This window comes from Litoreibacter janthinus (genome assembly GCF_900111945.1).
In the GTDB taxonomy this organism is placed as follows: Bacteria; Pseudomonadota; Alphaproteobacteria; order Rhodobacterales; family Rhodobacteraceae; genus Litoreibacter; species Litoreibacter janthinus.
This window is the reverse complement of record NZ_FOYO01000001.1, coordinates 1639458-1659791: the sequence shown is the minus strand read 5'-3', so window position 1 is coordinate 1659791 and position 20334 is coordinate 1639458. Positions and strand designations below refer to the sequence as shown.

Here is a 20334-nt window from a genome sequence, read left to right as displayed (position 1 = left end):
AGCCGCACTCCAAGCAACAGGCGCAATCTACAATTCCCTTCCAAGATTTTGCGGGTTACGACCATGGTCATGAGTTCAGAATCCCATATCCTGCTTGGCCAAACGCTAAGCTATGCCGCCGACCCGTTCGCCGTGCCGTTAGAGGACGCCATCCGCTTTGAAAGGCGCGGTGCCGTCGTTCTATGCGACGGGAAAATTCTGGAAGTTGGCCCAGCCGACACTGTGACTCGACCGGGCGGAGCACGGACCACCGACTATGGCGACGGGTTGATCATGGCGGGGTTCATCGACGCCCATTTGCACTATCCCCAAACCGGCATCATCGCGAGTTGGGGCAAGCGTCTGATCGACTGGCTCAACAGCTACACCTTCCCTGAAGAAGCGCGACTGATAGATTCGGATTACGCAAAAGAGGTCGCCAAACGCTATTTCGATCTGGCATTGGCCAACGGCACCACCACCTCGCTCAGCTATGCAACGATCCATCCGACCAGCGTCGACGCCTATTTCGAAGAGGCCCAGTCGCGCGGGCTTCGGGCACTTGCAGGCAAAACCTGTATGGATCGCAATGCTCCGGAGAACCTGCGAGATACGGCGAAATCTGCCTATGACGACAGCAAGGCACTGCTGGAGAAATGGCATGGCGTTGATCGGCTGAGCTATGTAATTACACCCCGTTTTTCCCCAACTTCAACGCCGGAGCAGTTGTCCGCGCTTGGCGCGCTGTGGGGCGAGCATCCGGAATGCTTGATGCAAACTCACATATCAGAACAGCACGAGGAAATCGCTTGGGTGAAAGAGCTTTTCCCGAAGGCACGCGACTACCTAGATACCTATGAGGCGCACGGACTTTTGCGCGAAGGTGCTGTCTTCGGCCACGCGATCCACCTGACGGAGCGCGAAGAAGCGCGGATAAAAGACGTCGGGGCAGGCCTTGTGCATTGCCCGACCTCAAACACGTTCATCGGGTCCGGCATTTTCGAGACCGCGCGGATGAAAGCCGATGGGCAGAAGGTCGGACTTGCCACAGACACCGGCGGCGGGTCGTCCTTTTCTATGCTGCGCACCATGGCTGCGGCCTATGAGCTAAGCCAGCTGAAGGGCCATGCCTTGCACCCCGCGCAGCTTCTCTGGCTTGCCACCTGTGGTTCGGCGCAGGTCCTGCATCTGGAAGATCGCATCGGCAACCTGCGTGCGGGAATGGAAGCAGATCTTGTGGTTCTCGACCTCGGCTCAACCCCTGCGATCTCGCAGCGAAGTCAACGCGCCCGTGACATCTGGGAAGCCATATTCCCCACGATCATGATGGGCGATGATCGCGCAACCAAGGCGGTCTGGACCGCGGGCAAGCCTGTCAGCTAGTCGGGCTTGCGCTGCGTCACCGCGATACGCCCTGCGCCGCAGCCAGACCGCCCGAAGACCAAAACCCAATAGTCACCATCGGCGCGGGCTGCACCGTATTCCCGCGCCTCGCGGGACAGATTGTTGGTTCTGTGGCCCGGGCTGTCCATCCAGCCTTGCATCACCTGATCGGGCGAGCTCCATCCTTGCGCGATGTTTTCCGCGACATAGCAAAAGTTATACCCCTGCGCGCCAACCCGTTTCGACGGCTTCGATCCGTCGGAGCCAGTGTGGCTGAAGAACCCGCTTCTCGCCATATCCTGCGCATGAGCCCGCGCGGCGGCGGCCAGCTGCGCGTTCGCCGTCAGCGGTGGCAAGCCGTTCTGAGCGCGGGCTGCGTTTAACAAGGTGCCAATATCCGCCCGCGTCGCCGCAGTCGCATCGGATGAAACTGGCGTAGCGGGTGGCGGCGCTGATGGCGCTTCGTCTGGTGTGCAGCCCGTTAGAGCCATCATTACGAGCGCCCCAATCACGTAGACATTCTTCATCCTAAGTCCTCCCTCAAACTTTATCTGCCAGTTGGCCTGCCAACTTGTTTTGCCTCACAATTGCTGAAGCCAGATCAAATGTCGCAAATTGCCCGTCCCGAACGATTTCTTTCCCCTCCACAATGAGATCGCGAACGCGGGTCGGGCCAGCAAGCAGCAGCGCCGCCGGATCCCATGACCCTGCGCTTTCGACGCCGCTCACATCCCAGATTGCAATGTCGGCGCGGTATCCAACCCGAAGCTGGCCGCATTCGCCGCCCCGCCCCAGAACCTCTGCGCCACCGCGGGTGGCAATCTCCAACGCCTCGCGGGCGGACATGGCATCCGCCCCGCGCGCCACGCGTTGAAGCAGCATGGTCTGGCGGGCCTCCCCGATCAGATTGCCCGCGTCATTGGAGGCGGAGCCATCAACGCCCAACCCCACCGGCACACCTGCATCCCGCATGGCCCGCACCGGAGCGATGCCAGAGCCCAGCCGGCAGTTGGAGCAAGGGCAATGCGCCACGCCCGTTTTCGTGCGCGCGAACAAGTCGATCTCTGCGCCATCAAGTTTGACGCAATGCGCATGCCACACATCGTCGCCAACCCAGCCCAATTCCTCGGCATATTGCCCCGGTCTGCAGCCGAATTTCGCCAGACTATAGGCAATGTCTTCCAAGTTTTCGGCAAGGTGAGTGTGCAGCATCACGCCCTTGTCACGGGCCAGCAGCGCGGCGTCACGCATCAGGTCTCGCGACACAGAGAACGGCGAACAAGGGGCCAACCCGACGCGCACCATCGCGCCCGGACTGGCATCGTGGAAGCGGTCCACAACGCGGATGCAGTCGTCCAATATCAGGCGTTCTTTTTCCACCAGAGAATCCGGCGGCAGGCCCCCGTCGCTTTCGCCGATACTCATGGCACCACGCGTTGGATGAAATCTTAGTCCGACTTCTTGGGCCGCAGCGATTGTGTCATCAAGCGTCGCGCCATTGGGGAAAAGATACAAATGGTCGGAGGTCATCGTGCACCCCGACAAAGCCAACTCCGCCAAACCAATTTGGGCCGAGGTGAACATCTCCTCCGGACCAAAGTGCGACCAAATCGGGTAAAGGGTTTGCAGCCAGCCGAACAGCAGCGCGTCCTGCCCCCCCGGCACAGCGCGTGTCAGCGTTTGGTAAAGGTGGTGGTGCGTATTGACCAAACCCGGCGTGACGACGCAGTTCTTGGCGTCTATCACATCACCACCGGTTGTCAGGCCGTGGCCCAATTCTACGATAACGCCATCGCGGATCAGAATATCGGCATCACGCAACTCACGACGCGTGTCGTCCATCGTCAGCGCCGTGTGAGCATTCTGAATCAAAACCTCAGACATGAGCGGATAGCAACACGAGTGCGGCGGCGTGCAACTCCGGTGTCGCGGCTGCAATGACTTGGCCCCCTTGGTCAGCCGGCCCGCCGGTCCAATTGGTTACAATGCCGCCCGCGGCTTCAATAACGCCAATAGGGCCCTGAATGTCATAAGGCGCGAGGCATGCCTCAACCACCAAGTCCACATGACCAAGAGCAAGCAACGCGTAGGAATAACAATCCATGCCGTAGCGGGTCAGCTGGCAGTGCTTAGCCACAGATTTGAACGCCTCGCCCTCGTTGGGGGCACCTACTTCGGGGAAAGTGGTGAAAATAGTGGCTTTCGCAAGGTCTTTGATCTCAGAGGTTTTCAACACTCCCGCGCCATGAGGCCCAGAAAATTCAGCCTTCCCAAAGCCGCCAAGGAAACGCTCCCCAATATAGGGCTGGTCAATCATTCCCATGACCACACGTGCGCCGTCATGCACCGCGATCAAGGTGCCCCATGTCGGCGTCCCGGAGATATAGCCACGCGTTCCGTCAATCGGATCCAAGACCCATGTCAGGCCGGATGTGCTGGCCTTCGTGCCAAGTTCTTCGCCCAAAATGCCGTCATCTGGACGCTCCGCCTCGATCAAGTCGCGCATTACGCGTTCTGCAGCACGGTCCGCGACGGTGACAGGGTCGAACCCTTCGGCGAGCTTGTTGGAAGTCTCCAGCCCACCACCGCGAAAATACTGCAAGGTCTCCTGTCGGGCGGCATCGGCCAAACGGTGCGCCAGTGACACCAGCTCGTTGGTAAGCGTCTCGTTCATTCCCTGCCCTGCCTTGCGATTTCGCGATGCACCTTTGTCGCGTGGTCGCGAAGCAGGATCAAGGACAGACGAACGCAATGCCCAAGTTTACAGGGTGTGCAACAGCGCTTTCGGTTGGCTGCGGCCCGTTGCGCGCCTCAGGAACACGGTCACTTTGAAGTTCTTCGTGCTCGACCTCGGCCCCGCAGCCTTCAAGCCCTAGAAAGAAATGGTCGATTGGGACTTCTAGCGCTTTGGCAATATCCCAAAGGCGGGATGCAGATATTCGGTTGGTCCCGGATTCATATTTTTGAACCTGTTGGAAACGAACCCCAAGCGCGTCAGCCAATTCGCCTTGCGTCTTTCCTAGTACCCAGCGTCGATGGCGCAGCCGTCTGCCCAAGTGAATGTCAACGGGGTGTGGCAAGTCACATGTCTCCTGCTTTTTTCCTCTTCCGCATCAAAGGGGTAGAATGCCAATAAATGATTAATGTCGCACCAGAACGTAGTCTGCTTTCCGGTAGCCTCTTTGTTGAAGGGTCGCTAGGTTCGGGCAAATCTATAGAGGAGCCTCAGATGCGCGCAGTTCAGGTCACGGAATACAACCACCCTCCCGTCGTGCAGAACGTCCCGCAGCCCACGCCGGCTGCTGGCGAGGTTCTGGTCAAGATCGAAGCCTGCGGCCTTAACTTCGGTGATCTGTTGATGGTCAAGGGCACCTACCAAGAACGCCCCGCCTTGCCATTCACATTGGGAATGGAGGTCGCTGGAACGATTGCCGCCCACGGCGAAGGTGTTTCTTCGCCGCCGATCGGTGCGCGCATCGCGATCTTTGGCGGGAGTGGCGGGCTCGCTGAATTCGGAACCTTCACTGCGGCCTTGTGTGTTCCGCTACCCGACAACATGGATTTCCCGGACGCCGCCGCCTTTCAGGTGGCTTATTCAACGTCGCATGTTGCCCTCGATTATCGCGCCCAACTGAAACCCGGTGACACGTTGCTGGTCCTGGGCGCCGCTGGCGGCGTGGGACTGACAGCCGTCGAATTAGGAAAGCTTATGGGCGCCACAGTCATCGCCGCGGCACGCGGGTCGGACAAACTCGCTATTTGCAAACAAGCAGGCGCGGACCATCTGATCGACACCGATACGGATGATCTGCGCGAGGTGGTGAAATCCCTCGGCGGGGCGGACGTGGTATACGATCCCGTCGGCGGCGACCTGTTCACGGCAGCATTGCGCGCCTGCAAGCCGGAGGCGCGCGTTCTCACAATCGGTTTTGCCTCTGGCACAGTGCCACAAATTGCGGCCAATCACCTATTGGTCAAAAATATCAATGTGATCGGCTTCTACTGGGGCGGCTATTTGCGCTTCAAGCCAGAGGTGCTCACCGACAGTCTCAAACAACTTTCCATCTGGTATGCCGAGGGCAAGCTGCACCCGCATATCAGCCACACCTTACCACTCGCGCAAGCGGCGGAAGGGCTGGAGCTTTTGCGGTCACGCAAATCGACCGGCAAGGTGGTCATCACGCTCTGAGCGCAACCGCCTCGCTGGGCGACCATTCTGACAGGTAGGCGGTGCGGATCATGTCGCGCAGCGCCGCTAGAATGGGGTCTTCGCCAGCTTGAAGATACAGAACGATCCGGGATTGCCCTGGATCAGGCAAAACGCCGTCATGTGCAATCGGGCCGGTTTGACGGGGATATACACCCTTAATGGCGGCATGGATTGCCAAGTCCGCGCTTACAACCGCTTCCACGGCGTTATCCAAATCCGAATCTACCACCATCTCCCAGTCAAAATCCGCCTCATCCAGTCGCTTAAGCACGCCAGACCGGAAAATGCAGTTCTTGCAAAAGGCCACAGGTAGGGGGCGCGTTTTCCAAGCCGTGCCACCCACCGCCCCGATCCAGACCAAAGGCAGTGTCACCAGTGCCTCCCCGCCTGCGCCGGGGTGTTCCTCAGTGGTCAGAATCACATCACATTCACCACGGTCGAACATCTGTCGCAGACGCTTCGTCGGGGCAGATACCATTCGCATCTGCACACGAGGAAAGTCCGCTGCGAACCGGCGTAGAATTGGCGGGATATAGGGGTAGATAATGTCATGGGGCACGCCCAGCACGATCTCTCCTTCGTATTCCTTGGCGGTCAAGCGCGTGTATATCTCATCGTTCAGCGTCAGCATCCGGCGGGCATAGCTGAGCAATTGCTCGCCTTCCGCCGTTAGGGACACCGATCTGTTGGTGCGGTCCAACAGCGAAACGTCCAACGATTCTTCCAACCTTTTGAGCTGCATGGATACGGCAGACTGCGTCAGGTGAAGGTAGCCGGCCGCCTTCGTGACGCCGCCGCTATCCGCTACGGCAACAAAGGACCGCAAGGAGGTGATGTCCAAATTTCTCGCCACATCAATTCCCGTGATGAGTAACTTCAAAACCATTCGTTTTAGAAATGAAGCACGGCATGCCATATAGATCAACATAAATGATCCAAAAGCGGATTTACATCACTCAAAACGAAGGCAAGACCCATGACCGTATTCACTACCTCCTCCGCACTTGCGCGCCCCTCCCGTCGTGGCTTTGGGCTCATGAACTACATCGACCTTTATCGCCAGCGTCGCAGCCTGGCGGAGTTGGACGACACACGTCTGGCGGATTTGGGGTTGCAGCGCCATGAGGTCGACGCAGAAATTCAGCGCCCCTTCTGGGATGCGCCTGCACACTGGAAATAAGCTGATAGCGACAGGCGCGCGGGTTTGTTCCTGCGCGCCTCAATGTCGTCCGAGCATGGAGCTCAGTGGCGCTGTTCGATCATCGCATACATGCGGCGGATCATCTGGCTCGCCGTCGTTTCGAACAACGCGGGCAAGACCGCGTGAACCAATGCCGCGCCACCCGCCGCAAACAGCAGCCCCGAAAACCGCAACGCAAAACGCATGTGGCCGAAATAGGTCTCTCCCACCGAAGCTGGGTGCTCCCGCATGGCGACAAAGAAACTTGGTCTGGTTTCGGCTTGGGTGACGTCTGACATTGTTGCTCTCCTCATTGGCGTTTGAGAAGTTTCGCACCGTCCTAGCGGTGATTTCATCTTTAATATCATTTCCAATCCATAAATATATGGGATAAAATCCCACATATGGCTTTATCTATAGACAATACAGACCGTGCAATTCTTCGCCTCCTACAAATTGACGCGACCCTAAGCGTCGATGCTCTGGCTGAAGACGTCCATCTATCGCGCAATGCGTGCTGGCGTCGGGTGAAACGCTTGGAAGAGGCGGGGGTATTGCGCGCCCGTGTTGCCCTTGTGGATCCGGCAAAGCTGGGTGTCGGGCAGTTGGTGTTCGTCCTGATGCGCGCCGCCGATCACAGCCCCGACTGGCTCAAAGCCTTTGATCGTGCCGTCCAGACCCTGCCAGAGATAACCGGCGCCCACCGGATGAGTGGGGATCTGGACTATGTGCTTCGGGTTCAGGTGGCCGATGTTGCGGACTACGATCGCTTCTACAAACGGCTGATTTCGATCGTTCCGGTGCGCGATATTTCGGCAAGTTTCGTGATGGAGAACATCAAAGACTCCACCGCAGTGCCGCTTTAAGCGAAAGTGTATGATTTTATGACCGAAATACTGCGGTATTACTTGAAAATGCCCCCCGACTGCCCCACCTTGAGGTCATAACCTGCCGGATTGTGTCCGGCGCATATTTCTAACCGCCTGAATGGGAGTGTTTTCATGGCTGAATATGAGACTATGAGGTCTGTCGGCGTAGGTAGCCGAACGGCCGCCATCGACGAGGGCCTCAAGGCCCATATGAGCAAAACCTACGGCCTCATGTCGATCGCAATGCTGATCACTGGTGCCGTGGCCTATGTCGTCGGCAACAACGATGCGATGCTTGCTGCCATCTTCGGCACCCCGCTGAAATGGGTGGTGATGTTCGCACCGCTGGTTGTGGTGTTCGCTTTTGGCGCGATGATCAACCGCTTGTCCGCTGGTGCCGCGCAACTTGTTTTCTGGGGCTTTGCGGCTCTGATGGGGCTGTCGATCAGCTACATCTTCGCGGTTTATACCGGCATCTCGATTGCGCAGACCTTCATGGTCACGGCAATTGCGTTCGCAGGGCTTAGCCTTTGGGGGTACACCACCAAGAAAGACATCTCCGGCTGGGGCTCTTTCCTGATCATGGGCGTTATCGGACTGATCCTGGCGTCGATCGTCAACATCTTCTTGGGTTCGCCTGCGATCCAGTTCGCGATCTCCAGCATCGGTGTGCTGATCTTCGCGGGGCTGACAGCTTACGACACGCAGCGTCTGAAGAACGAGTACATTCAGATGGCGCAGTATGGTGAAACCGAATGGCTTGCGAAATCCGCCATCATGGGCGCCCTGAGCCTGTACCTGAACTTCCTGAACATGTTCATGTTCCTGCTGCAGTTCATGGGTGGCCGCGAGTAATCGCAAGGCTCCAAACACACAAAAGGCCGGTCAATCTGACCGGCCTTTTTTTATGCATACTACCTTGGAGGTTTAACTCTTGGGTAAGTCGCTCCAACCAAGCCAAGTGACTGCTTTTGCATTCGGCGCGTAGATCGTCGTCTGCTTTGTGAAGAACCTCCCGTTCTTGCTCGCGTAGAGGTACTTCTCCACCACGCGACCACCTCGAACACGTGTAAGCGTGATCTGAGAAGTGTCAGATATCCGGAACGTTTGAGGTGTTGACGTCGCCATGCTCACCGCCTGTTGTCGGGTAATGATCGGCGAATTAGGTGCTGCTGGCAGGCTCAATGGGTTTGCGCTCAAACCTGCGCCCCCAAGCGATGCCGTTTGCGAAGTCGATGTTCCCACAGCCGCGCTGGCCCCTGCGAATTGCCCAGTAATGAATTCGCCAGTACGCGACGACGCCGTACCCTGGCGGATGACCCCATCACTTGAGGCCGCGCCTGATGCTACACGTTGTTGCTCGGTATAAACTGAGTAGCCGCTTGGAGCAGGAAACACACCCGGCTCTCCACGTTCCGCACGAGCGCGAAACTCGACAACCGAGCTAGGCCCAAACTCCGCCCCACGAGACCAATCATTGTGCACGCGCGTCGTCTGGGAACATGCAGCAAGCGCAAGCACAGACAATATCAATAGATTCTTCACTTCAAACACCCCCAATATGTTGTGGGTAGGGTAAAGAGGCTCACTGAGTCCATCAAGGGAAAATCCCCTAAAACTCTAGCAGATTTTGCAGGTCACGGATCCGGTGTAGTCGACCACCCCGTCAACATGTCGTCACTTTGTACACTGCGAGCCAGCAAAACGCCGGAGCTATCCCAGTTCTCCAAAACAAAAAACCGCGCTTGAAGGCGCGGTTTCTTCAGTCTTCCAAAAGAGGCGATCTTACTTGATCTTGCCTTCTTTGTATTCGACATGCTTGCGCGCAACTGGGTCATATTTGCGCACTACCATCTTCTCTGTCATGGTGCGGGCGTTTTTCTTGGTCACATAGAAGTGGCCCGTGCCAGCGGACGAGTTCAGGCGGATTTTGATCGTGGTTGGCTTCGCCATCTCACTTCTCCTCTGGGTCGGGCGCGCAGAAACCGAGCACCCGGAAATTCGGTTGAAGCCGCCTTTTACGCGCTTGGTGGCCCGAGTCAACCGCGAAAGCGGGTCAGGCCATGCCCACTTGCCAAACATCGCTGTAAAGCCATGATTGCAGACGTATTACCCACTAAGGAAGTTACCCATGCGCCCTTTTATGCTTTTCCCGATCCTTCTCGCCGCCCTGCCCGTCTCCGCACAACAGGCCGCTGACGCCTTCGCCCCTGAAGCCGCGACCGCACTCGCCAGCAAGGACAGTGGCGCGCCCGTAGCGGCCTCAAAATGGATGGTTGCCGCCGCAAACCCGCTTGCCGTGCGCGCTGGTGCAAAAGTGTTGGCAGACGGCGGCTCCGCCGCTGATGCAATGGTGGCCGTGCAGACCGTACTTGGATTGGTAGAGCCGCAAAGCTCCGGCCTAGGGGGTGGTGCGTTCCTTGTATGGTATGACGGGGCCACCGGCCAGATGACGACGCTGGACGGTCGTGAGACTGCACCATTGGCAGCGACGCCACGCCTGTTTCAGGACGACGATGGCGAGCCGCTAAAGTTCTTTGACGCCGTGGTCGGGGGCCGATCTGTCGGCACACCGGGCACGCCCGCGCTTCTAGAGATGGCCCATGCAAAATGGGGCCGCGCAGGCTGGCCGTCCTTGTTTGCGGACGCAATATCGCTTGCCGAGAACGGCTTTGAGGTGTCGCCCCGCCTTGCCGCACTTGTGGAGTCCGATCAGGAGCGTTTGTCCGGCTACGCGCGCACGGCGTCCTACTTCGTCCCCGAAGGCGCGCCTGTAGCCGCAGGGAGCACGCTCACCAACCTTGCTTACGCCAAAACGCTCGCCGCCATCGCAACCGGTGGGGCTGAGGCCTTTTACACAGGCGAGATCGCCCAAGGCATCGTCGACACTGTCGTAAACGTCCAAGGCAACCCCGGCGTTTTGTCGATGACCGACTTATCGGTCTACAAGGTGAAAGAACGCGCACCTGTCTGCGTGACCTACCGCACGCATGATGTCTGCGGAATGGGCCCACCCTCTTCCGGCGCGCTGACCGTCGGGCAGATTCTGGGCATGCTGGAAGGATACGACCTTGCCGCATTGGGCAAAGACAGCCCGGAAGCGTGGCGTCTGATCGGCGACGCCTCCCGCCTCGCCTTTGCAGATCGCGGCCGCTACATGGCCGATAGCGACTTTGTTCCGATGCCTACCAAAGGGCTTGTGAACACCGACTACCTCGCCAGCCGTGCAGCAGCGCTTGCCAGCGAAACGGCGCTCACTGACGTTTCTGCGGGGGAGCCGCCGTTCGATCATGCTTTGCTGCTCGCAGATGACGAAAGCATCGAGCTTCCTTCGACCTCGCATATCTCGATCGTGGATCAGTACGGCAACGCGCTGAGCATGACGACAACCATCGAGAACGGGTTCGGGTCGCGCCTGATGGCCCCGGGTGGGTTCCTGTTGAACAACGAACTGACCGACTTTTCTTTCAGAACCCATGTCGACGGCGTCCCAATCGCCAACCGTGTGGAGCCGGGCAAACGCCCCCGCTCCTCCATGGCGCCAACAATTGTACTCAAAGACGGAAAGCCTGTATTGGTGGTCGGCTCCCCCGGCGGATCTCGGATCATTGGCTATGTGGCAAAAACGGTGATCGCGCATCTGGACTGGGGGCTGGACCCACAAGCGGCCATCGCTTTGCCGCATCTGGTCAATCGGTTTGGCACCTATGACCTTGAAGAAGGAACAGACGCCGCAAATCTGGCAGAGCCGCTGACGGCACTCGGCTTCGAGACCAGCGTGCGCGGGCTCAACTCCGGCCTCCACGCAATCGCTGTCAGCGAAGACGGGCTACTTGGCGGGGCTGATCCGCGCCGTGAAGGCATCGCCCTCGGAGAGTAACGGTCGCAACCGCGCCATCCCAAGGCAACGCAGAGCCCCCAAGGGGCTTTGCACGGCTGCGTCGGAAAAAATATGCGCGGAGAGCCTATAAGCCGGATTCTGTCCGAGGGGTTGCCCCCTCTGGATGACCATTCATCTTAAGCCACGGTTGCCCGCGGCCCTCTAGCTGCCAACCCGAACCTGCTGGGGACAAAGCATCCCCGAGGGCAAGCCCTCACGCGGTTCCTATTTGGCATTGCTCCCGGTGGGGCTTGCCGTGCCACCCCTGTTGCCAGCGGCGCGGTGGGCTCTTACCCCACCGTTTCACCCTCACCCCCGACATGCGGGGGCAGTTTCTTCTCTGTGGCGCTTTCCGTCGGATTGCTCCGCCCGGGCGTTACCCGGCACCGTTGCCTTGTGGAGTCCGGACTTTCCTCGAACCCGAAGGCCCGCGGTCATCCAGCCCTCCGCGCGATGCCTCGCCTACGCGCCCGCCGTGCGCTGGTCAATCCCGAACTCATCCGACAAGGCCACCGCCATCGCCACATCGCGCACGGTGATGGGCCCTTCAGCGGTCGGATTGAAGCGCAGACGGAAGCTCGCCAGCACGGTATCAGGCTCGACATCGTCGGGATAGCCAAAGGACGTCGCAGCACGGATGAAAGTCGCCATGTCGGCATCCCCGCCTGTTCTGGTCTCAGGCCAAATCGCCAAGCCCCGCCGTGCCAGCCGCTGCCAATCAAACCTGCGGCCCGGATCGATCTTGCGCCCCGGTGCGAAATCCGAATGCGCGATGACGCAGGAGGCGGGAATATCCCAGCGCGTCAGGATTCCGCTGAGCAAGGTTTCAAGGGTGTCAAAAAGCGGGGCTGAAAACGGGGCGAAACCGGTGTTCGACATCTCGATCCCGATTGAACGGGAATTCACATCCCCCCGCCCCTGCCACGTGCCGGCACCAGCATGCCACGCGCGCTTCTCTTCATCCACCATCTGGATCAGACGCCCGTCTGCGCAGATCAGATAATGTGCCGAGACCTCGTTGTCGGGGTTGCACAATGTGCGACAGGCCGCCTCGCAGCTATCCATCGCAGTGTAGTGCAACACGACCAGTTGCGGGGTCGCGCCGTCTTTTCGGTCACCGAAATTGGGCGAAGGCCGCCATTCCGGCGTCACGCGACTAGCCTCTTACAAGACCGCGGTATTTGGCAGGGTTCCAGCCGCAAGCGTATCCATCGCCATCAGGATCAACGCCGATCTTGTCTTTCTGCGGGCCGCCCGCCTTCAAGAACGCATCCTGCGCCAGTTCGGCAGAGCTGTAGCCAGCACAGGCCTTGGCCGTTTTGCTCGAAGAGAAGACCGAGCGGCGATAGACCTTTTGTCCAACCGGATGGCTGGTTTCCAACGCGAACTCTACAGGTGTCGGCGCGTTGCCGCCCGGACGGCGCGGCAAGGCCGTCGGTGCGATCACTTGGTACTGCGCGCTTTGCGCTTTGCGGCGCTCTGCATCGCTTTCGATGCTCTGACGGCTGGAGACCGCTTGGAAATCTTGCTCGTCAGAAATTGAAGGGTTGTTCAGATCAGGAACAGGCGCATTTGGCGAGGTGTTTTGAATGCCTGCAGGCACGCTTTCGCCGCGCTCCGGTTGTCCGGAGGAACCACGCACAGCAGCCACAGCATCACGTGCGGTCTGCTGTTCTGGGGTTGCGGCTGTGGCGGGCGCGCCTGAGCCTTGCCTGCGCAGTTGCGCATCGCGTGACTGTCGTTGGGCCAAATAGGTATCATAGTCGTCAAAGCCGACGCCAGCGCCACTATCAGGCACTGTCGGCGCACATGCCGCCAAGCCAGCCGCAACCAGAACTACACACAAACCACGCATAACAGACCTCATTTCATCTTTGTTGCTTGGGAAGCTACCACCATTTGGCGGGCTTCGCCACAAAACCGGCGGCTTGTTCAAGCGCGTAGGCCGTGTTCAGCAGGTCGCCCTCTTCCCAAGGTCGGCCAATTAACTGAAGAGCCAGCGGAAGCCCTTGTTTATCTAGCCCTGCAGGCACCGCGATGCCCGGAAGTCCTGCCAGATTGACTGTGACTGTAAAGACATCGTTGAGGTACATCTGAACCGGATCCGCGTCAGCCATCTCGCCTAGGCCAAAAGCCGCCGACGGGGTCGCCGGGGTCAGGATCGCGTCGATACCCTCTGCGAAGACATCCTCGAAATCCTTCTTGATCAGCGAGCGGACCTTTCGGGCGCGGTTATAATAGGCGTCGTAGAACCCGGCGCTCAGCACATATGTTCCGATCATCACGCGGCGTTGCACCTCGGGGCCAAAGCCTTCTGCGCGTGTCTTTTCGTACATTTCAGTAATGCCATCGCCTTGACCCAGTTTGGCGCGATGACCGAAGCGAACGCCGTCATAGCGGGCAAGGTTGGAAGACGCCTCGGCCGGGGCCACTACGTAGTAGGCAGGCAGCGCGTATTTGGTGTGCGGCAGGGTGATGTCGACGATCTCGGCGCCCGCGTCTTTCAGCATTGCGGTGCCATCGGCCCAAAGCTGCTCGATCTCGGCGGGCATACCGTCCATCCGGTATTCTTTCGGGATGCCGATCTTCTTGCCGCGAATGTCGCCTGTCAATGCCGCCTCGAAATCTGGTACGGCCAATTCGGCGCTGGTCGAATCTTTCGGGTCGTGTCCCGCCATAGCACCCAGCATGATCGCCGCGTCGCGCACGGATTTGGTCATCGGGCCCGCTTGGTCCAGCGAGGACGCAAACGCTACAACGCCCCAGCGCGAGCAGCGTCCGTAGGTCGGTTTCAGCCCTGTGATGCCAACAAGAGCCGCGGGCTGACGGATTGAGCCACCCGTGTCCGTGCCAGTTGCAGCCAAACACAAATCAGCCGCGACAGCGGATGCGGAGCCACCAGACGAGCCTCCGGGTGTCAACGGTGCATCGTCATTGCCACGACGCCAAGGATTGACCACATCGCCGTAAACCGACGTTTCGTTGGACGAGCCCATAGCGAATTCGTCCATGTTCAGCTTGCCCAACATGACAGAGCCCGCATCCCACAATTGCTGCGTTATGGTGCTTTCATATTCCGGCTTGAAGCCTTCCAGAATGCGCGAGGCCGCTTGTGACGGCACACCCTTGGTGCAGAACAAATCTTTGATACCCAGAGGGATACCGCACATGTCAGGCGCATCGCCTGCCTTGATCCGCGTATCAGCAGCGGCAGCTTGGCTGCGGGCAATCTCTGGGGTGTTATGCACGAATGCGTTCAGCGCACCCGCATCCTCAATGGCACCCAAGCAGGCTTCCGTCAGCTCGATGGAAGTTACTTCACCTTTGCGCAGTGCGTCGCGGGCTTCGGCAATGCCGAGTTTGTTCAGATCAGACATTATTCAACCACCTTTGGCACTGCAAAGAAGCCTTCCCGTGCGTCCGGCGCGTTGGCCAAAACTGCCGTTTGCTGACTGCCATCTGTCACTACGTCTTCGCGGCGTTTCAGGCGCTGCGGTGTCACGGAGGTCATTGGCTCGACACCCTCCACATCCACCTCGTTAAGCTGCTCCATGAAGGCAATGATGCCATTCAGCTCGTCGGCGAGCTTTGGCAAATCTTCTTGCGGCACCGCAATACGGGCCAGCTTTGCCACTCGGGCGGCGGTTGCGGTGTCGATGGACATGAAGGTCTCCTTGCCAAACTTGCCCCCGTTTAACGTCGCGCTGGACGGGCTTCAAGCGCCAGAGTCGCTGGGCAGATCGCTCTGCCCAGCGCGGCCGATTAAAACCGGCGGCCCCATAACGCTTCAAGCTCCACCATCGCCCGATTGGGCGCGGCGGGCGGCAAGCCCAGATCGGCCCTCAGATGATCATTCAGCAGGTCGAGCCCGGGCACATCGGCAGCCTTGGGCCCGACCTTGATATCGGGCGGACGGGTCCGCTTGGCCAACCTTCCCAGAAGCGTTAGCACAACACGGTGCAGCCCGTGGTCATTGATCAGCTCGTCCAGCGTGTCAGTCAACACAGGGCGTGGTTCAAGAGGTAGTGCATTCATTTTTGGTCACTCTCCCCATATGCGCGGAACACGCATCGGGGCCTTTCAGGGTTGATCCGAACCCCAATTCACAAGACGCGAAAACGCCATGCGCAGGGGAAATCCGGAAATATGATTGAGTTTAGGTTTGAAGGAATGACACCAAAGGCGCCGGAGGTGCGTTAGGCCTGCAGGCCTAAATACGGCTGCGCATACGCAAACATGCCAAAGCCGGTCCAGCAGCGCGTCAGAGAACGATTATAGCTTTTCATAATGCGCCCTCCTTTTTGTTGCTGGGTTGCACGGGGCCTCCCTAGCGCAAAAAGTGAGTCGTGAGAAACGTATTTCCCTAGGGTCAAGCGGCATCGCTTGAAAGCGTGGCTTTCTTGTCCTAGCGCCGCGCGGCGAAGAACTCGACCAAAAGCGCCTCGCAGGCCTGCGCGTCGATGCCATCATACACCTCTGGGCTATGATGGGCCTGCGGGTGGGAAAACACCCGTGCGCCATGCGCCGTGCCCCCGGACTTAGGATCGGTTGCGCCATAGTAGACGCGGGCGACGCGTGCGGCTGCGATTACCCCCGCGCACATCGCGCAAGGCTCCAACGTCACATAGAGGTCGCAGCCGACCAGTCGTTCCGACCCAAGTGCCGCGCAGGCCTGCCGGATTGCCAGCATCTCCGCATGTGCTGAGGGGTCGTTCAATTCTCGCGTTCGGTTGCCTGTTTTGGACAACACGTCACCGGCGTCGGACACGACGACAGCCCCGACCGGAACCTCGCCCCGTTCGGCGGCCAGACGCGCCTCATGCAAGGCCAATTCCATATGCGAGGTAAACACCATGACTTCGGATACCCCCTTCACAAGGCCACGCCAAGGGCGTAGGCCCACCTGCATGAGCACTCAGACACCCAAAGGCGATCGCATCGCCAAAGTTTTGGCCCGCGCGGGCGTTGCGTCGCGACGTGGCGCGGAAGCTATGATCGAGGCAGGCCGCGTCACGGTGAACGGCAAGCAGATCCTGTCCCCTGCCCTCAACGTCACCGAGGCCGACGCAATCGTGGTCGACGGCAAACCCTTGGCCGCGCCGGAGCCGACACGCCTTTGGCGCTACTACAAACCCATCGGGTTGGTGACCTCCGAATCTGACGAAAAAGGCCGCGACACGGTTTTCGAGGCGCTCAAAGACACCCTGCCCCGTGTCGTTAGTGTCGGCCGTCTCGACATTAACTCCGAAGGGTTACTGCTGCTCACCAATGACGGCGCCATCAAACGCCAGTTGGAGCTGCCCTCAACAGGTTGGCTGCGCAAATACCGTGTCCGCGTGAACGGCACGCCGGAAGACAGCACACTTGATCCGCTGCGCCGCGGGATCGTCGCCGACGGCGAGAAATTCCAACCCATGGAAGTTACGCTCGACCGCCAACAAGGTGCAAACGCATGGCTGACCGTAGGCATCCGCGAAGGCAAGAACCGCGAAATCCGTCGCGCGATGGGCGAAGTCGGCTTGAAGGTGAACCGCCTGATCCGCGTCAGCTACGGCCCTTTCCGCCTGAACGAGCTGAAACCCGGCGAGGTTGAAGAGGTTAAAGGCCGCGTGCTGCGTGAACAACTTGGCCTGCGCGAAGACAACGAAAAACCCATGCTGAAGAAAAAGCCTCCTCAAAACAAGCGGCGGCGGCAGTAGCGGTCGGAACCTTGCCCCCCGCTGAGTGTTCTGTATGTCATAGGACAAAATGAACACTTAAGTGCGAGGGGCAACTATGGCCGACCTGATAACTATCGAAAATCTCGGCAATCTTCTGATGCTGTGCTTTCTGCAAGCCGTTCTTGGCTTCGACAACCTGCTCTACATCTCGATTGAAAGCCAACGCGCCCCTGTCGCGCAGCAAAAGGCCGTGCGGTTTTGGGGCATCATCCTCGCTGTCGCATTGCGGGTTATTTTGCTATTTTTGATGGTGAGCTTGCTCGGGTCCCTGACCGAGCCGTTCTTTATCTTCGAATGGGACGGCATACTGACTGGTGGCGTCAATTTTGCCACCTGCGTGTTCATCTTTGGCGGTGTGTTCATCATGTACACTGCCGTGAAAGAAATCGGCCACATGCTGTCCGTGGAGCATTTGGATCACGATGTGGAAGGTAAATCCGGCAAGTCGGCCGCCAAGGTTGTGGGGCTTATCGTCTTTATGAACCTCATTTTCAGCTTCGACTCGGTTCTGTCCGCCATCGCCATCACCGACGTCTTCCCTGTTCTTGCGGCAGCGATCCTGATCTCCGGTATCGCCATGCTTGTGCTGGCGGACGGTGTGACAGCCTTCCTGCAGAAGAACCGCATGTATGAGGTGCTTGGCCTGTTCATCCTGCTGATCGTCGGCGTGGTACTGCTCGGCGAGGCCGGCGTCGCTGCCTCCCATGCCACTCATAACGACGATCTTGCTCTGATGGTCTTCGGCTACCCGATCGTGCCAATGTCCAAGTCGACCTTCTATTTTGCTGTGGTTGTTCTCTTTGCTGTCGAATTCATTCAGTCCGGCTACGCCAAGAAGTTGGCCGCCGAGCGCCGCAGCACGCAAGGCGGCGGTCACTGAGCATCTGGTAAGTTGCACGGCAAACCCTTATGTTTGCCGTGCAATTGATTTCGAGAACGGCCATCGGGGGCGGTATGTCTGCCAGTTCCATCCAAAAAATAGCTTACGTATTGCTCTTGGCCCTTGTCGCCATGGCATCAGCGGGCGCCATCTGATGGCGCAGAAATTCGGCGGGCAGTTCAGTCCCAACGGCGGCAATGCGACGCCGTCAAAAGCCTCCCCGTTATCCGGCAAGAGACCTGCGCGCGGACGCACGCGGGCGAACCTTCTGTTTCTTGTCGCCCTGCCCATCCTTTTCACCTCCATCGGTGACGGTGCGCAGGATATGGCTGTGGCTATCGGGGCGTTTGCGCTGATGACGCTTGGCGCTTGGTTGACGCGCGAAGGGATCGACGCGCAAAACGCCTATGAGGCGCGCACCATCGCTCGCCGCCCCGCCATTCCACGCAAGCTGTTCGGGGCGATTGCCTTGGGGTTGGGCGTGGGTGTCGCTACCTTTGATACCAGCCTGATGGACGGCATCCTTTACGGGATCATCGCCGTCGCGCTGCACCTGACCTCCTTTGGGTTTGATCCTATGCGAGACAAGGCGCTGGAGGGCGTAGACACGTTCCAGACGGACCGCGTCGCGCGCGCCGTCGACGAGGCAGAGCGGCACTTGCGCGCGATGTCTGACGCAATTGCCATCTCTGGCGACCGCACAATGATCGCCCGTGTGGATCAGTTCCAAGCCACCGCCCGCGCGTTCTTCCGCACGGTTGAGAACGATCCGCGCGATCTGACCACCGCAAGACGCTACCTTGGCGTGTATTTGCTCGGGGCCAAAGACGCGACGATCAAGTTTTCCAAGCTTTACGCCCAAGGCCGCGATCCGTCGGTCAAGGCTGATTACACCTCGCTTCTTGACGACCTAGAGGCGAATTTCACCGCGAAAAATCAGGCGCTTCTGTCAGATAATCGTACCGATCTAGATATTGAAATCGACGTGCTGCGCGACCGTTTGCAGCGCGAAGGCATCCGCCTGACAGAAGGGGAATAACCATGTCCGACACCGTGCGCCAAAAGGCAGAACAATCCACCCAAGCACTGCAAGAGCTAACCGCAGTGGTCCTGAAAGAGCCCTCGACCGATCTGGTGCCACTGGCGCAAGCAGATGCACCCGTCGCCGCCGAAATACGTCGCCGCATGGACGAGATCGACATGACTGACACGAATTCCATCGTGTCCTTCGGATCCGGTGCGCAAGCGGGCCTGCAGGAGATCAGCCAATCCATGCTGGCGGATGTTAAGAACAAGGATGTTGGTCCCGCGGGTAACAGTCTTCGCGACATCGTCACCACTATCCGAGGTTTTTCGATTTCGGAAATGGACATGCGCCGCGAGCGGTCGTGGTGGGAAAAACTCTTGGGCCGCGCTGCGCCTGCCGCCAAGTTCATGGCCCGTTACGAAACCGTCCAAGGCCAGATCGACAGGATCACCGACAATCTGTTGTCACACGAGCATATCCTGCTCAAAGACATCAAATCGCTTGATGTTCTGTATGACCGCACGCTGGATTTCTACGACGAACTGGCGCTCTACATCACGGCTGGCGAGGAAAAGATCGCCGAGCTGGACACCAAAGACATCCCAGCCAAGGAAGCCGCCGTTAAGGCTGCCGCCGAGAATGAGCAGGTCATGGTCGCCCAAGAGTTGCGCGACTTACGCGCCGCGCGTGACGATCTGGAACGTCGCGTTCATGATCTCAAGCTGACCCGTCAGGTGACGATGCAATCCCTGCCGTCCATCCGGCTTGTGCAGGAAAACGACAAGTCGCTGGTGACAAAGATCAACTCGACGCTCGTCAACACCGTCCCACTTTGGGAAACACAGCTGGCACAGGCCCTGACGATCCAACGCTCCTCCGAGGCCGCCGCCGCCGTGCGCGATGCGAACGATCTGACCAACGAGCTGTTGACCGCCAATGCCAAGAATCTGCGCACTGCCAACAAGGCTATCCGCGAGGAAATGGAACGCGGTGTGTTTGACATCGAAGCCGTCAAGCAAGCCAATGCGGACCTTATCGGCACGATCGAGGAAAGCCTCCAGATCGCCGACGAAGGCAAGCGCAAGCGGGCCGAAGCGGAAGTGGAGCTGCAACATATGGAAGAGGAACTGCGCGACACGCTGGCCTCTGCGACTGCACGCGGCTCCGCCTCTGGCCACAACATCGGTAGCTCTGCCGGATAAAGTG

Annotated in this window: 23 protein-coding genes and 1 other RNA gene; 10 read left to right on the top strand and 14 right to left on the bottom strand. The window is 59.0% G+C overall.

Translation table 11 applies throughout. The annotated features are described in order from the left end of the window. The first annotated feature begins 69 nt into the window (after positions 1–69). Positions 70–1362 (top strand): guanine deaminase, encoded by a 1293-nt coding sequence (gene guaD, locus BM352_RS08300; protein WP_425434516.1) that lies wholly within the window; start codon positions 70–72, stop codon positions 1360–1362. Here guaD and BM352_RS08295 read toward each other — a convergent pair. From BM352_RS08295 to BM352_RS08280, 4 genes are read right to left on the bottom strand one after another with little or no spacing between them, the layout of a single operon-like run. Next, a complete protein-coding gene (locus BM352_RS08295; RefSeq protein ID WP_245780941.1) occupies positions 1359–1889 on the bottom strand; it encodes a CAP domain-containing protein in 531 nt (176 codons plus the stop codon). The two genes, guaD and BM352_RS08295, sit on opposite strands and share 4 nt — an antisense overlap. A 13-nt stretch (positions 1890–1902) precedes the next feature. Beyond that, on the bottom strand, positions 1903–3246 hold the full coding sequence (locus BM352_RS08290) for an 8-oxoguanine deaminase (protein WP_090215102.1): 1344 nt from the start codon (positions 3244–3246) through the stop codon (positions 1903–1905). Beyond that, a complete protein-coding gene (hisN, locus tag BM352_RS08285) occupies positions 3239–4036 on the bottom strand; it encodes a histidinol-phosphatase (RefSeq protein ID WP_090215099.1) in 798 nt (265 codons plus the stop codon). Before hisN ends, BM352_RS08290 begins: the two co-directional genes overlap by 8 nt. Before the next feature lie 58 nt (positions 4037–4094). Further along, positions 4095–4442, bottom strand: coding sequence for a helix-turn-helix domain-containing protein (locus BM352_RS08280; protein WP_090215096.1), 348 nt, complete (start codon positions 4440–4442; stop codon positions 4095–4097). A gap of 149 nt (positions 4443–4591) precedes the next feature. Here BM352_RS08280 and BM352_RS08275 point away from each other — a divergent pair, with 149 nt between their 5' ends. Beyond that, positions 4592–5551: an NADPH:quinone oxidoreductase family protein gene (locus BM352_RS08275; RefSeq protein WP_090215093.1), complete on the top strand. Its 960-nt coding sequence runs from the start codon at positions 4592–4594 to the stop codon at positions 5549–5551. Here BM352_RS08275 and BM352_RS08270 read toward each other — a convergent pair. Further along, positions 5541–6425 carry a LysR family transcriptional regulator gene (locus BM352_RS08270; protein ID WP_090219992.1) on the bottom strand — a complete coding sequence of 295 codons (885 nt, stop codon included), beginning with the start codon at positions 6423–6425 and terminating at the stop codon, positions 5541–5543. The two genes, BM352_RS08275 and BM352_RS08270, sit on opposite strands and share 11 nt — an antisense overlap. A 123-nt stretch (positions 6426–6548) precedes the next feature. On the opposite strand from BM352_RS08270, the gene BM352_RS08265 reads away from it, so the two are divergent. Beyond that, a complete protein-coding gene (locus tag BM352_RS08265; RefSeq protein ID WP_090215089.1) occupies positions 6549–6752 on the top strand; it encodes a DUF1127 domain-containing protein in 204 nt (67 codons plus the stop codon). 62 nt (positions 6753–6814) lie between these two features. Here BM352_RS08265 and BM352_RS08260 read toward each other — a convergent pair whose 3' ends face one another. Further along, entirely contained in the window at positions 6815–7051 is a 237-nt protein-coding gene (locus BM352_RS08260; RefSeq protein ID WP_090215086.1) for a DUF6356 family protein, read from the bottom strand. Positions 7052–7156: 105 nt separating this feature from the next. Here BM352_RS08260 and BM352_RS08255 point away from each other — a divergent pair, with 105 nt between their 5' ends. After that, positions 7157–7618: an Lrp/AsnC family transcriptional regulator gene (locus BM352_RS08255; protein ID WP_090215082.1), complete on the top strand. Its 462-nt coding sequence runs from the start codon at positions 7157–7159 to the stop codon at positions 7616–7618. A gap of 135 nt (positions 7619–7753) precedes the next feature. Further along, entirely contained in the window at positions 7754–8476 is a 723-nt protein-coding gene (locus BM352_RS08250; protein WP_090215079.1) for a Bax inhibitor-1/YccA family protein, read from the top strand. 930 nt (positions 8477–9406) lie between these two features. On the opposite strand, the gene rpmG is transcribed toward BM352_RS08250, so the two are convergent. Beyond that, entirely contained in the window at positions 9407–9574 is a 168-nt protein-coding gene (gene rpmG / locus BM352_RS08240) for a 50S ribosomal protein L33 (RefSeq protein WP_011454349.1), read from the bottom strand. A 178-nt stretch (positions 9575–9752) separates the two neighbouring features. Between rpmG and ggt the strand changes: the two genes are divergently transcribed. After that, positions 9753–11501 (top strand): gamma-glutamyltransferase, encoded by a 1749-nt coding sequence (ggt, locus tag BM352_RS08235; protein WP_090215067.1) that lies wholly within the window; start codon positions 9753–9755, stop codon positions 11499–11501. Between the two features lie 72 nt (positions 11502–11573). Here ggt and rnpB read toward each other — a convergent pair. The 7 genes from rnpB to BM352_RS08200 form a co-directional block, all read right to left on the bottom strand. Continuing rightward, positions 11574–11951, bottom strand: an RNA gene (rnpB, locus tag BM352_RS08230) — RNase P RNA component class A. Between the two features lie 12 nt (positions 11952–11963). Continuing rightward, positions 11964–12653, bottom strand: a complete 690-nt coding sequence (locus BM352_RS08225) for an N-acetylmuramoyl-L-alanine amidase (RefSeq protein ID WP_245780940.1) — start codon at positions 12651–12653, stop codon at positions 11964–11966. 4 nt (positions 12654–12657) lie between these two features. Further along, positions 12658–13356: a hypothetical protein gene (locus tag BM352_RS08220; RefSeq protein ID WP_090215064.1), complete on the bottom strand. Its 699-nt coding sequence runs from the start codon at positions 13354–13356 to the stop codon at positions 12658–12660. Between the two features lie 34 nt (positions 13357–13390). Next, a complete protein-coding gene (gatA, locus tag BM352_RS08215) occupies positions 13391–14878 on the bottom strand; it encodes an Asp-tRNA(Asn)/Glu-tRNA(Gln) amidotransferase subunit GatA (protein ID WP_090215061.1) in 1488 nt (495 codons plus the stop codon). Beyond that, positions 14878–15165: an Asp-tRNA(Asn)/Glu-tRNA(Gln) amidotransferase subunit GatC gene (gatC, locus tag BM352_RS08210; RefSeq protein WP_090215057.1), complete on the bottom strand. Its 288-nt coding sequence runs from the start codon at positions 15163–15165 to the stop codon at positions 14878–14880. Before gatC ends, gatA begins: the two co-directional genes overlap by 1 nt. A gap of 98 nt (positions 15166–15263) precedes the next feature. After that, on the bottom strand, positions 15264–15536 hold the full coding sequence (locus tag BM352_RS08205; protein ID WP_090215054.1) for a hypothetical protein: 273 nt from the start codon (positions 15534–15536) through the stop codon (positions 15264–15266). 370 nt (positions 15537–15906) lie between these two features. Continuing rightward, positions 15907–16356, bottom strand: coding sequence for a nucleoside deaminase (locus BM352_RS08200; RefSeq protein WP_090219985.1), 450 nt, complete (start codon positions 16354–16356; stop codon positions 15907–15909). A gap of 52 nt (positions 16357–16408) precedes the next feature. On the opposite strand from BM352_RS08200, the gene BM352_RS08195 reads away from it, so the two are divergent. From BM352_RS08195 to BM352_RS08180, 4 genes are all read left to right on the top strand, one after another. Further along, positions 16409–17200 (top strand): pseudouridine synthase, encoded by a 792-nt coding sequence (locus BM352_RS08195; protein ID WP_090215050.1) that lies wholly within the window; start codon positions 16409–16411, stop codon positions 17198–17200. Positions 17201–17276: 76 nt separating this feature from the next. Then, a complete protein-coding gene (locus BM352_RS08190) occupies positions 17277–18101 on the top strand; it encodes a TerC family protein (protein WP_090215043.1) in 825 nt (274 codons plus the stop codon). A 154-nt stretch (positions 18102–18255) separates the two neighbouring features. Next, the gene (locus BM352_RS08185; RefSeq protein WP_090215038.1) at positions 18256–19140 is read left to right on the top strand and encodes a 5-bromo-4-chloroindolyl phosphate hydrolysis family protein; all 885 of its coding nucleotides are present in this window, start codon (positions 18256–18258) and stop codon (positions 19138–19140) included. A gap of 2 nt (positions 19141–19142) precedes the next feature. Beyond that, positions 19143–20330 carry a toxic anion resistance protein gene (locus tag BM352_RS08180; RefSeq protein WP_090215026.1) on the top strand — a complete coding sequence of 396 codons (1188 nt, stop codon included), beginning with the start codon at positions 19143–19145 and terminating at the stop codon, positions 20328–20330. Positions 20331–20334: the final 4 nt, after the last annotated feature.